At 46.7% G+C, this 13517-nt stretch carries 8 protein-coding genes and 3 tRNA genes; 6 read left to right on the top strand and 5 right to left on the bottom strand.

Going from position 1 to position 13517, the window contains the following annotated elements:
- The 4 genes from ABY436_RS07420 to ABY436_RS07405 form a co-directional block, all read left to right on the top strand.
- Positions 1–316, top strand: a 316-nt coding sequence (locus tag ABY436_RS07420) for a PilZ domain-containing protein (RefSeq protein ID WP_372738352.1), incomplete at its 5' end; no start/stop codon positions are given.
- Between the two features lie 53 nt (positions 317–369).
- Positions 370–446 (top strand) — tRNA-Met (locus tag ABY436_RS07415).
- 71 nt (positions 447–517) lie between these two features.
- Positions 518–594 (top strand) — tRNA-Met (locus ABY436_RS07410).
- 31 nt (positions 595–625) lie between these two features.
- Positions 626–702, top strand: a tRNA-Met gene (locus ABY436_RS07405).
- A 127-nt stretch (positions 703–829) separates the two neighbouring features.
- Here ABY436_RS07405 and ABY436_RS07400 read toward each other — a convergent pair.
- On the bottom strand, positions 830–2194 hold the full coding sequence (locus tag ABY436_RS07400) for a class II fumarate hydratase (protein ID WP_372738353.1): 1365 nt from the start codon (positions 2192–2194) through the stop codon (positions 830–832).
- 229 nt (positions 2195–2423) lie between these two features.
- Between ABY436_RS07400 and ABY436_RS07395 the strand changes: the two genes are divergently transcribed.
- Entirely contained in the window at positions 2424–2834 is a 411-nt protein-coding gene (locus tag ABY436_RS07395; protein ID WP_372738351.1) for a ribonucleotide reductase subunit alpha, read from the top strand.
- 364 nt (positions 2835–3198) lie between these two features.
- Positions 3199–5067, top strand: a complete 1869-nt coding sequence (locus ABY436_RS07390) for an ABC transporter substrate-binding protein (RefSeq protein ID WP_372738350.1) — start codon at positions 3199–3201, stop codon at positions 5065–5067.
- A gap of 53 nt (positions 5068–5120) precedes the next feature.
- Here ABY436_RS07390 and ABY436_RS07385 read toward each other — a convergent pair whose 3' ends face one another.
- The 4 genes from ABY436_RS07385 to ABY436_RS07370 all read right to left on the bottom strand — a co-directional run bounded on the left by ABY436_RS07385 (position 5121) and on the right by ABY436_RS07370 (position 13466).
- Positions 5121–6848, bottom strand: coding sequence for a protein phosphatase 2C domain-containing protein (locus ABY436_RS07385; RefSeq protein ID WP_372738349.1), 1728 nt, complete (start codon positions 6846–6848; stop codon positions 5121–5123).
- Positions 6849–6938: 90 nt separating this feature from the next.
- Positions 6939–8411 (bottom strand): NarK family nitrate/nitrite MFS transporter, encoded by a 1473-nt coding sequence (locus tag ABY436_RS07380; protein WP_372738348.1) that lies wholly within the window; start codon positions 8409–8411, stop codon positions 6939–6941.
- A 535-nt stretch (positions 8412–8946) separates the two neighbouring features.
- On the bottom strand, positions 8947–12060 hold the full coding sequence (locus tag ABY436_RS07375) for an efflux RND transporter permease subunit (protein WP_372738347.1): 3114 nt from the start codon (positions 12058–12060) through the stop codon (positions 8947–8949).
- Positions 12057–13466 carry an efflux RND transporter periplasmic adaptor subunit gene (locus tag ABY436_RS07370; RefSeq protein WP_372738346.1) on the bottom strand — a complete coding sequence of 470 codons (1410 nt, stop codon included), beginning with the start codon at positions 13464–13466 and terminating at the stop codon, positions 12057–12059. The genes ABY436_RS07375 and ABY436_RS07370 overlap by 4 nt, the downstream gene beginning before the upstream one ends.
- Between the last annotated feature and the right edge of the window lie 51 nt (positions 13467–13517).

Raw genomic sequence — 13517 nt, 5'->3', positions numbered from 1 at the left:
TGATCCTGTTAGCCTTGAGGTCGCAGGTGTAAAGGTTCGTGTGATTGATATCTCAGCTAATGGCGTCGCATTTCGCTATCAGGGGGAGGCGAGTCAGGAGATCTATCCTATGGTGTTAACCTTCGAGGTTGATAAGGTTTACAGCGTTGCCGGTAATTTGAAAATAAACCGGCGTAAAAATCCTGAATACAGCGCTGAGTTTGTTGATATAAATGAAAAGGATGTTGAAACGATAACGCGTCTGATTATTGAATGCCAAAAAAGAGATATCCGCCGCGCCAAGGCGCTGAAAAGTGAGGCGAAGAAAAGATCTTGAAATTAATGTTGCACAAGCGTAATAATCACTATAGTATTCGCTCCACAATTTGATGCGGGGTGGAGCAGTATGGTAGCTCGTCGGGCTCATAACCCGAAGGTCGTTGGTTCAAATCCAGCCCCCGCTACCAATTTTGTAGAAGTGTATCAATGACTTATTATTGTAAACTTCGATGTGAATAAGTACGATTATGACAGTTGTTGCGGGGTGGAGCAGTATGGTAGCTCGTCGGGCTCATAACCCGAAGGTCGTTGGTTCAAATCCGGCCCCCGCTACCAAATCATAAAATCGTTTATTCAATTATAGTGTTGCGGGGTGGAGCAGTATGGTAGCTCGTCGGGCTCATAACCCGAAGGTCGTTGGTTCAAATCCGGCCCCCGCTACCAACACTAATCAGATATAAAGAAATAAGATATAAAGAGGCCAAATCAATAGCAATATTGATTTGGCTTTTTGCGTTTTAAAGCAAGTGAGATCCTCAGGTTTAATCCAGCAGGTTACTACCCCGCCAGACTAGACGAGTTTTTCAGGATTCAGCAACTCGGTTAGTTCTTCAATGCTTAAATCCGTATGTTCTGCCGCCACCTCAATAACTGCACGTTTTTCCTTATAGGCTTGCTTAGCGATTTCTGCTGCTTTTTGATAGCCTATAATCGGGTTTAACGCGGTTACCAGTATCGGGTTGCGTGAGAGTGTTTCATTTAGCTTGTCTTCATTAACATGAAATGTTGCTATTGCTTTATCTGCCAGTAATTGGCTGGCAGAGGAGAGTAGTTGGATACTGGTGAGCAGGTTGCTGGCAATGACCGGCAGCATTACGTTTAATTCAAAGTTTCCTGACTGGCCGGCAACGGTGATTGTCGTGTCATTACCGATCACTTGTGCGGCCACCATAGCGACGGCTTCCGGGATGACGGGGTTTACTTTGCCTGGCATGATGGATGAGCCTGGCTGCAAGGCTTCTAATTCAATTTCTCCGAGTCCGGCCAGTGGTCCTGAATTCATCCAACGTAAGTCATTGGCGATTTTCATCAGCGATACGGCTGTGGTTTTCAGCTGACCTGATAGCGCCACGGCGGTGTCTTGTGAAGCGATGTCTGCAAAAAAGTTATCAGCGGGGGTGAATAAAACACTGGTTCTGGCGCTGACTTCTTTACAGAAAAGTGCGGAGAAGTCAGGATGGGCGTTGATACCCGTTCCCACTGCCGTACCGCCCTGAGAAAGTTGTTGCAGGCTCGGCTGTAGCTGCTTGAGATGCTTAATGTTGCTTTCTATCTGCGCTGCCCAGCCCCCCATGCATTGGCTTAATTTGATGGGCATGGCATCCATCAGGTGAGTACGGCCTGTTTTTATACAATGCTCGACACTCTGTGCTTTGCGGTTAATTTCGTTAACTAAATGGTGCAGGGCTGGGAGTAATTGTTCGGATAACTCAACTGCAGCGCTGATATGCAGGACCGTCGGAATGATATCGTTACTGCTTTGGCCATGGTTGATGTGATCATTCGGATGGACAGGATGGCCGGAAATTCTGCTTGCCAGAGTTGCTAATACTTCATTGGCATTCATATTGGTGCTGGTGCCTGATCCGGTTTGAAAGATATCTACCGGAAAATGTTGCATGATGTCAGGGGCAGCCAACAAGTCATTGCTTGCTTTGCAAATGGCTTGTCCCATCTCTTCAGGGATTTCATTCAATGAGGCATTGACGGTAGCCGCCGTCGCTTTTGCGTGAATCAGCGCGCGTATAAAGGCTTCTGGCAGACGTGCTCCGCTCACGGGGAAGTTGTTGATGGCTCTTTGTGTTTGTGCACCGTAGAGGGCGCTCTCCGGGACGTTTAATTCGCCCATGCTGTCGCTTTCCTGGCGTGTTTTCATCATGACATTCTCCTGCAAAGTCAGCCCATAGATCAGTGATTAGAACTGCAATGAGAGCTGTGGTTAGAGATGTGGTTAGAGTCTCTGGCAGTTAGATTCCAGTTACCCGCAATAGTTTCTTCGCCACGCTGCTGAGCTTTACAGGCTGCGTCATATACTCCCTCAGAGGAATAAACAAAACCTTGTAGTTATGACAGAATGGAATGATCTTTTTGTGGAGGTATTTACAATGTTTAAGGGGCAAGTGTCAGGAGAATTTACCAAGCTGCTTGAAGCCGCTAAGCAGCAGGAACAACCACAACGTCTGCTTATGCTTTTTGCGCGCGCAGAAGGTAACAAGAAAAAGAAGGATAATGCATCTCATGAAACAGGGACCGTTACTCCCTTGATGTGTGTTGATAAATTGCCTGAAGAAATCGATAGTTTTGAAGCGCTTATTAAAGAGGCAGATGCCATTGTGGATGATTGGAGCTTTGTGTTGATTGCCGGTTTAGGCGGTAATGATGGTGAAGCGCCCCCGACGGAAGCCGCTGAGCCCTATCTGAACCAAATGGCGAATGACCTGATGATGGGGCAGGACCTGTCCGGCTATACCATTCTGGATCGCCAGCAGCACCCGGTACTGCTTCAAGCCCGCTAAATACTGTAAATTGACCCGCTATATTAATCAGGAATGACATAGTGGGTCTTTTTTCTTCTTTCCTTTCTTTCTCTGCTTTTGTTGTCGGTGGTATCGGGTTACTCAGAGGCCAGGCTGATTCATTTTTCTGTGATAGTGCAGAATAATGTAGAAATACTTTCTTCATCTATACTTCATTAATATAAAAAATAGTTAATTTAAAAATACAGGTGTGTATCGGGTGCCTCTGACGTGGGTTTTAATAAAGGCTGATATAAAAGCTTTCTGTGCAGTACTAATACGCAATCTAAATCCAGGCATGTGCATTGCTTTGCTCTTATGTCTCATCACTTTTTCACCGCCGGCGCTTGCTGCGGATAAAGTGGTGTTGCAGCTTAAATGGAAACATCAGTTTCAGTTTGCCGGTTTTTATGCGGCCTTAAAAGAGGGGTATTTTGCAGAAGAAGGCATAGATGTCGATATCCGCGAAGTTGATATGCAACGCAGCGCGACAGATATGGTGTTAAGCGGTGATGCTCAGTTCGGCATAGCGGACTCCAGTTTAGTACTCTCCCGGCTGGAGGGGCGTCCTTTAGTCGTGGTTGCTGCCATTTTTCAACACTCTCCTATGATACTGATAACACTTGAGCCCTCGGGAATTCTGAGCCCGTTAGAGCTCAAGAATAAGAAAATCATGTATCAACGCAATATTGATGATGCAGTCTTATTGGCGATGTTTACAGAGACAGGCTTAACCGACGAAGATCACACCCACATAGCGCATAGTTTTCGTGATGATGCGTTAATCAGCGGTGATATAGATGCAATGTCAGCCTATATTACCGATCAGCCTTTCTATTTTAAAGAGAAGAATATCCCCGTTAATATCCTATCGCCCGCTAACTACGGTATCGATTTTTATGGAGATATGATTTTTGTTGAAGAAAGCTATTTGAGAGAAAATAAGGAGCAGGTACTGGCTTTTCGTCGTGCGAGCCTTAAAGGTTGGTTGTATGCAATAGGGCACCAGGAAGAGATGGTCGATTGGATTCTACATAATCTTAATACTGATAAAAGCAGGGAGCACCTTCTGTATGAAGCCGAGCGTACTGCACGTCTCATCCAGCCTGAACTTGTCGAGCTGGGATATTTTAGCACTAACCGTTTTTTACGTATTGCAGACATCTATAAAAGCCTGGGGCTGGCGCCTATAAACGGTGAAATTGAGGGTATTGATTATGTTACCTATTATGCCGGAGAAGATGGGCACTTACGCTGGGTGTACTCCTCAATTCTGGTGTTAGTATCACTTTCCATATTAGCATTAGTGTTATGGGTGATTAATCAGCGTCTTAAGCGGGAAGTGGTATTACGAACATTAAAATTTGAAGAAGCGAACTACGCATTGACGCGTTATCTTCAAATGCTGAATAAGTATGTGGTTTCGTGCTCAATCACACGCGATGGTATTATTAGCGAAGTCTCGAAAGCGTATTGCGATCTTTCGGGGTATTCTTCTGCTGAGCTGGTTGGCAAGCCGCATTCGATGTTTCGACACCCTGAAGTTCCAACGGATGTCTATCGCACTATCTGGCGCACCATCAAGCAGAACAAAGTGTGGTCCGGAGAATTATTACATAGGACCAAACCGGGATATGACTATTGGGTATCGAGCGAAATTGAGCCACATAGGGACATGAATGGCACGGTTATTGGCTATACAGAAGTGTCAGCTGACATAACGGATAAGAAAAAAATTGAAAATATGTCGATGACAGACAGCTTAACAGGCCTAGCGAATCGTCGTCAGCTTGACGATGCATTTCAGCAGGTCTCGGCGCTGGCTGAGCGTTATACCCGGCCATTATCAATTGTGATTTTTGATATCGATAACTTTAAGACGGTCAATGATACATACGGTCACCTGGCAGGAGATAAGGTGTTAAAGAGTATTGCTGATGTATTGTGGCCTATCACTCGCAGAGGTGATATCCGGGGACGTTGGGGGGGCGATGAGTTCATGCTGATTTTGTCTGAAACTGATATTTACAATGCGCAATGTGTTGCTGAGACTATTCGTAAAGCCGTGAGTGATATTGTGATTGATGGTCTGCCACGCCAGCATTGCTCTTTTGGTATTGCTCAGTGGAATAATTCGGAAACCCTTGACCGGTTGCTTGAGCGTGCTGATAAAGCGCTTTATCTGGCAAAAGAGAAAGGGCGCAATCGGGTTGAGCTAGGTTTGTTGAACTAGGTTTTCAGAGCTAGGTTTTGGGGTTAGGTTTGTTCAACCAGGCTTTTAGCTTGTTAATCCTGCAGCCATAAGGCGGCCACTAAAAACATCGATGTAATAAACCAGACCAAAGACATCATCTGCCAGAAAATGACGCTTTGTGTTTTCTTTTCTACCTCTTTGGGTAGCAGGAATTCAGGATTAGGGTGAGTTGCATCCAGCAGGAACTGGTCAATGCTGTCGTACCTATCTTCGGGCTTAATCGACAAGGCTTTCATTAATGCCCGGTCGAACCATAGTGGCAGTACCGGGTTGTAGCGTTCGGAGGGGATGTATTTCAGCTTTTCCAGTTGTTGTGGTGTTTCGCAGCGCTCAAGCCCTTCGCCATAAGGTAAGTGATGCGTAAAAATTTCATAGGTAATACAGGCGAGTGAAAATAGGTCTCCTTTAATGCCGGTGTTCTGTCCTAATCTGAGTAGCGGATCTGAGTAATTAACGGTACCCAGAACACGATCACGCTCGATAGGTACAAATATTTCATTAATACCTGAGACAAACACAGATCCAAAGTCGACCAGAGTAATGTGATTGTCAGGAGAGATCATAATGTTGCCGGGCTTAAGATCCTGATGCAGGGTTTCACGCTGGTGAAATGCTTGCAAGCCTTTAGCGATCTGCTTAACCAGTTTTATTGCTTCTGAAGGTTTAGGGTAAGGGTTTTCTTCAATCCACTGTTCCAGAGAGATTCCCTCTACCTTATCCATTACGTAGTAGAGAAATGTTTTTGGGCGATTTGCGTTACAGACTTTGACCACATGCGGACTGTCTATACGACTGCCAACCCATTCTTCCATAATGAAACGCTCGATATAAGCGGGATCATCATTAAAGTTCTGCGAAGGGGTTTTCATCACCCGCTTTTTACCGTCAAGTGGATCTTTAACGATATACAGCTGGCTGCGACTACTGGCATAGAGCTCCGATATTACCTCGTAACCATCGATGCTCATGCCCGCTTCTAAATCAGGCGGGAAGGGCAGTTCTGTCAGTTTGTCTGTGAGGTCATCAATGCTCTCGCGAATAATCTGATCAACACGAATCAGTTGACAGCTGAGATTATCGGTACTGCCTTTGTCATAGGCTATGTTAACGAGTTTTTCGCATGCATCATCCAATGAACTGCTTTCATAAATGATAAGCTGGATTTCGTTAGGCGGTAATGTGTCATGCACGCCATCCGTGCTGAGGAGAAAGATATCACCCGGCTCGATTGAGATAGTCCGGTAATCAATATCCAGATGGGTATCCATTCCCATAGCGCGTGACAGGCAGCTGGAGCTTTGGCTTAATGGGGTAATATGATCGGTTGTCAGACACTCCATATGGTCGTCACGGATGCGGTAGATACGGCTATCACCGATATGGAATATATGGGCGGTGTGCGACTTGATAACTAAAACGGAAAAAGTGCACACATAGCCGCGGGTGCTGCTCAGGTATTCATGGCTTCTGGAGTAGAGTGAGCGGTTGATCGCGGTGAGCACTTTTTGCGCGGATTTTTTTACAGTCCAAATGTCCGGTGTATCAAAATAATCATTAATAAACTCCCGGACACAATATTCGGCGGCTTCTGCGCCGGCTTCTGCTGTGCTGACACCATCGGCAATCATGCCGCATGCCCCTTTGGTGGTGAGTAAGTTACCGACTGGCATAAAAAAGCCCAGACAATCCTCATTGCGGGCTTTGCGGCCTGTAATGCTTTGCTGGGCAGTCGATAATCTGATTTCACTGTTAAGGTGCATAGTTGATCCCTGTTGCAGAACCTGTATCAAGCGCTATTTCATCAGGTGAGCATATAAAGAGAGCCCTGAAGCTCTCTTTAATCCTATCTTTTACTGAACATCAATAAGCTGGACAGTACCGTCCGGCAGAATTTCGGCCATCTGTCCTGAGGGCTCATCCATAAACTGAACAAATAAGAAGGCAATCGCCGCTGATGCTCCAATGACCATAAAGAAAGTGGAGTAGTCTACAAAAGAGAATACTGTCAGGTAGCATACGGCGCCTACGTTACCGTAGGCACCCGCCATTCCTGCAATTTGGCCAGTCATGCGACGTTGGATCAGAGGCACTGCTGCGAACACAGCGCCTTCACCGGCCTGTACAAAGAAAGAACAACCCATGGTTGCCAGGACTGCAACCCAAATGAACCAGTTGCCATCGATCTGGCTCAGCACTAAGTAGCCAACGGCCAAACCGGCAATCAGGAAAGAGAGTGATTTACGACGGCCATATTTATCACTGAAGTGTCCACCGGTAGGGCGTGATACCAGGTTCATGAAAGCAAAACCGGAAGCCAGCAGTCCTGCCTGAACCGCGCTGAGCCCTTCGAACGTATCAAGGAAAAACAGGGGCAGCATAGAAACCACCGCCAGCTCTGAACCGAAAGTAACAAAGTAAGCGACATCCAATACAGCCACCTGTTTAAATTTGTAGCGATGAATCTCGGGAACACCGTGTTTCAGGTTTTCTGCATTGACATGATAGATAGCACGAACTTGTACCAGGAATAAAATAACCAGAACGGCATAGATGGCATAAGTACCTGCATCATTCAGAATGGCTAGGTTTGAGGGCGAAAGCTTCCAGGTGAGAACCGCCAGCGCAAGGTACATAGGCACGTTCATTAGCAGATAAAAGTAGAAATCTCCTTTGCTGGTGACTTCCAGGCCACCGTGCTTTTTCGGCTTGAAATAGGTTGAGCCTTTAGGGGTATCACGTGCGATTTTGCGATAAATGATGCCATATACAAACGCCAGTACACCAGTTGATCCTATCGCATAGCGCCAGCCATCGTCGCCACCAAAGATGAGTGCCAGAGTAGGCAGAGTCATCGCCGCCGCGGCTGACCCAAAGTTACCCCAGCCACCGTAAATACCTTCAGCAATACCCACCTGTTTTACCGGAAACCATTCAGATACCATGCGGATACCAATAACAAAACCCGCCCCGATAAAGCCACTCAGGAAACGTAAAATGGCAAGTTGCTCATAGTTTTGAGCCGATGCAAAGGCGACACAAATAGCACCACCAATCATCAACAGCATACTGAATACAGTACGAGGGCCGTATTTGTCTACTAAAGTGCCGATGACGATACGCGATGGAATGGTTAATGCGACGTTGAGAATGAGCAGCGCTTTAACTTCGGGGGTGGTCAGGTCGAACGCTTCTTTAATGATAGCCATCAACGGTGCATGGCTGAACCAGACCATAAAGGTCAGGAAGAATGCAAACCAGGTGATATGCAGGGTTTTAATTTTGGGATCACTAAAGTTCAGTAATTTGATATTATCAGTGGTCATATAACTACTCCTGAAACGGGTTAAGCCATCGCTGCGTCGGTTGAAAGCATCGAGTCTAGAAATGAGATTAATTCAGCTATCCAAGCCCAAACGAGTCATCAGCAGATAACCAGTTATCCATATGGGGTAAAAATAGAGTAGTTTTGTAGTTGGCGTGTTGATGTGAGTCAACGCTTAGTAGCGTGGTTTTGAATGATTCTTGTGCATATACCACTTAGTGGGTATCTGTTTTCTGTGCTTAATTATTTGTTTTATAATGATTTTTATGGATTTTGAATTGCCGTTAATCAGTGTGCTGGTGTGAAGGTGATTCATTGGGGGTAGCTGGGTATTAAGGTCGATTAACTTACGGATATGTGCAATTAAATACCCAGAGTTGATGATTTTTTTGAGGACGCTGACTTATCTGATGCTGTGTTATCTAATGAGGGTTGCATCATGGCGATCCGGATAATCCAGTATCCATAAAGAATACAAATGTTCACCTGGTCATCTCTATGTCGGGTGTTTGTAACGTGTATTCAGTCAGGCCTGGTCAGGTATAGGCAGGGCGTTTATCGTCGCTCAGGCTATCTAACTCGGTAAACCCGAGGTCCTCGAGAATCGCATAGGAGGCGGGTAGTACCAGCAGCAGTAGCAGCGTAGAAGAGAGCATGCCAAATACGACGCTGGCAACTAAGGGTACTAAGACCTGAGCTTGTAAGCTGGTTTCTGATAATAATGGAATCATTCCGGCCACGGTGGTTATGGATGTCAGAAAAATGGCGCGAAAACGGTCACGTACCGCTTGCCCTGCGGCATCATGCAGGCTCATCCCTTCCAGGCTGCGGGTTTTTACGAACTCGACGAGCAGAATAGAATCATTTACCACAACGCCCGCCAGTGATACAAAACCGATCATGCTGGGTAAACTCAGATTCAGGCCCATTGCATAATGGCCCCAAATCACGCCGATCAGTGCCAGGGGAATATTGAGTAAAACAATTACGGGCTCTTTAAAGTTGGAAAACTGCAGACTTAACAGTAAATAGACACCCGCAATACCCAGAATAAAGCCGGTTAATACTGAGCCGCTGGTTTCCTGGTCATTTTTGACTTCCCCCTCAAGGCTGAAAGTCAGCTCAGGGTAACGTGCTTTCAACTGAGGTAAAAACTGCTCGCGAGTGTGATTTATAATTTCACTGGTATTAGCCAACTGGGTATCGACATCACCATTGATGGTTACCGTGCGCTGGTGGTTGACGCGCACAATGCGCGAATACTGGCGGCTCTCCGAAATCTCGGCAATCGCACTTAACGGGATGTCGGTCCCATTATTAGAGAACAGACTCAGATTTTCGAAATCGCGTAACGCGTTCTCCGGGTCGCTGTCGAGTTTAACGTTAATTTCGTAGGCTTCACTGCCACGATAGATGTCAGCCACTTTTACGCCTTGATAGGCCGCTCTTAGCTGCGATGATAGTCCTTGAACATCAATGCCTGAGCTGAGTGCTCCAGCCTGAAGTTGCACACCTAACTCAGTTTTTCCCGGACGGATATCCGACAGGATGTTAGCCGTGCCCGGATAGCCGCGCAGCCAGTTCTGCAATTCCCATGAGGCATTGTAAAGTGTATCCATATCGCCACCTTGCAAACGGATAGAGATAGCCTGGCCGGAGGGACCGAATTTGGGTTCTTTAAACTGTATCGAAATCGCATCTCTGATCTGCGGTGTGGACTCACGCCAGACCCTTTTTAGTTCGACCAACGAGGTCTGGCGTTTTTCTGCATCGAGCAGGTCCAGACTGATCGTCGCCAAATGTGCTCCCTCTTCGTCAGCATCGTCATTACGGCTGAAAAATATGGCGCTGTTTTTAATCAGTTTACCTTCTGTTTCAGCGGGAAGTTTCTCGATCGTTTGTTCAAGGCTATTTGTCAGAATCGCGACCACTTCTCTGGTTCGCTCAAAAGGTGTGCCTTGTGGCATCAGGATGCGTACATCAAGCTGATTTCCTTCTATATCCGGAAAACCTTTGAACTTCACATTACCTGAAATCACCATGCTGATGGACAGCATAAACAAAACAAGGGCGATACCTACCGTCAGATAGCGGTAGCGTATCGCGTTATCCGCCATTCTTCCTACCTGCATGCGGAGTCTTTCAAATTGAGCTTCAAAGCTAACCCGCCAAGGTGATATTTCACGGCCACTCTGATGTGATAACGAGTGTTGTAAGTGATGCGGCAGAATCAGGAATGCTTCAATCAGACTGATCGACAATACGGCGAGTAGAACGACCGGAAGAACGCCTAATATCTGGCCCATATCTCCTTTAAGCAGCAGCAGGCTACCAAACAAAATGCTGGATGTAATGAAAGATGAAAGCACACCGCGTGCTACCTTTTTAATGCCGTCGATGCTTGCTTGAAAAGGGCTTTTACCTTTTCGGTATTCATGATCGATGCTTTCGGAAAGCACAATGGCATCATCCATTAGAATACCAATCGCCATTAATAGGGCGACCATGGAGATCATATTAATACTAACCCCCATGGCAGACATGATCACCAGGCCACCGAGAAAGGAGATAGGCAGCCCCAGTGCCACCCAAAATGTATAGCGCCAGTTAAAAAACATAAATAGCGCAAGGGTTGCCAGTAGCAGACCTTGCCAGCCATTTTTCAGGAGCAGGCTTAGCCTGTCCTGTACGATAGAGGCAGAATCTTGTGTGATGATTAATGCCGTACCCGCTGGTAAGCGACTGTTTTCAACATCGACAAACGCCTTAGCCGCGTTAAAAATGGTTAAGCTGTCGTCCGTTTTGTTCTTGCTGATCTGCATCAGGGCTGCAGGCTTACCATTGACTTGGGTGTATTGTTCTTCGTTAATAAAATTGTCTTTTATGGTCGCTATATCGCTGAGTCTCAGTTGGCCGCCGCGGGCGTTATCCAAAATAACCAAATCTTCCAATTCACTGACGGTACGGCGCGCATTTTCAATACGGATCTGATAAGAGTTTTGTTTTCCTTCCAAAATGCCTGCGGGCAGATCAATGGCCTGGGCGGAGATCAGGTTCGCCACATCCTGAATGCTCAGCTGATACTGGCGCATAGCATCAGGTTGGACCTGCACACTTAACTCATGTGTTGAAAAACCGCTGACGGTCACAATGGGGATGTCAGGGAGTGCCAGCAAACGATTACGATAATATTCTGCCAGGGCTTTCAGTTCGGGCATGGTAATATCGGCGGTGACGGCAATACTGAGTACTGTTTCCGTGCGACCGAGCTCTTTAACAACGGGATCTTCGGCCTTTGCCGGGAAGTCATTGATGGCATCAATGGCGGTTTTTACATCATTGACGAACTGCTTAATATCACCGGCTTCCTGCATGTCCAGTGTCAGTGTTGCTAAGTTATCGCGTGCTTCACACATTTGTTCTTCAAGAAAGCTAATGCCGTCGGTGGCGTCTTCCAGACGATTGCACAGCCCCTCTTCAACATCCGCAGGGCTTGCACCCGGGTAGGCAACCGTCACGCTGACTTTGTTGAGCTTCACTTCTGGAAATGTTTCTTTGTTTAGCTGAGGCAGGGCAACCAGACCGAGCAGAATAATCACCACCATCAGAATATTGGCCGCTGTCGGATGACCGGCAAAGTAACGGATCATGGTATTGACCTTTGGATATCAGCCTTTATCTGTGCAGAGGTTTCAGTGACTTGCGGTCTTTTGGCCAGTTGTATTAACTGCGCTTCAAAATGGCTGTCTACTTCCGGTAACAGTGGCATGCCTTCAATCACCGGAATAAGATCATTGATGATCAGTTGCTCGTCAGCTTGCAACCCGGATTCAATCACCAGCAGGTTGCCTTGTTGAAATAGTACTTTAACGGGTCTTATTTCCAGACGCTGCCGGGCATTAACCAGATATACACGGCCTTCATGTAAGGCCCTACGCGGAATGACAATAGCTGGATACTCCGGTGCATAGAGATCAACCGCGGTGTACATGCCTTTAATCAGAGGGGGGCGCTTTCCGGGAATAACTTTTTGATAAGGGTTATCCACTGCGACGACAACGCCGAGAGTCCTGCGAATCGGGTCAATGGATTCGCTGAAGCGCAGCAACTCGGCTTCCCAGATAGCGTCAGAACTGCCTCCCACTAAGCTCACTGTTGCGCTTAACTTCAGTCTTTTCAGAATCAGGCTTAAATCGGCACTTTGAGATGCCGGACTGCTGTTTAACAGCCCGGTACTCACCAAAGTACGCATCTGTTGTATTGGAAGCTGGGCGTTTACTTCAATACGATTGATGGCCAGAGATTCAAACAGGTAAGTGCCTAGCGTGACATATTCCCCTTCCTCTACCAGCACATCACCGATACGCGCATCAAAAGGCATATGGATCTCGGTGCGGCTCAAGGTGGTGGTCTGGCCTTTTACCTGCTCAGTGGCGCGTTCAATCTGTGCTTTGATGGAGTCCCTGCGGCTACTGAAGGCATTGAGCTTGCCTTGTAAATCGGTAGTACTTTGGCGCAGTAGCAGCACTTTTTGTTCTTCTGCATCTAATGCAGATCGGGAGATGAGCTGCTTTTCCCAAATGCCTCTGATCCTGGCTAACTCTTTTTCAGCAACGCGAAGGTTCTCTTTGGCATATTGCAAAGAACGACGTGTGGTTTTTTCCTCTTCATCAAGTTGTGCCAGCGAAGAAAGGTTAGCGCGCAGATCTGCTTCACTTTGGTTAAGTGATACCTGGGAATCTTCCTGGTCGATCCTGATAACCAAAGTACCCGCTGAAATACTCGAACCGGATTGCAGATTGGGGTGAAGGTAGCTGACTTTGCCGCTGACTTGCGCTTTGATCTTTAATGAAACCGAGGGCTCAACGGTTCCATACGCCGTGACGTGGGGACTCATCGGAATGCTGCGCACAGAAATAACATCGACCGGCTTAGCCGGCATCCCGGAATCTGTATGCTCAATGGCGGGTTTGTTTTTTATCAGAAAAGCTGCGGCGGCAAGGCCCATGAGTAAAACGATAAAGAAGATATAAGGTTTTTGAAAAAAAACTTTCATCACAGAATTTCCGGCGCATTGAGGTTGGTGTATCTAAGAAAGATATCACGA

This window comes from Neptunomonas sp. (assembly GCF_041601355.1).
Lineage (GTDB): Bacteria > Pseudomonadota > Gammaproteobacteria > Pseudomonadales > Balneatricaceae > Neptunomonas.
The sequence above is the reverse complement of the archived record's forward strand: the minus strand, read 5'-3'. Positions and strand labels throughout refer to the sequence as shown.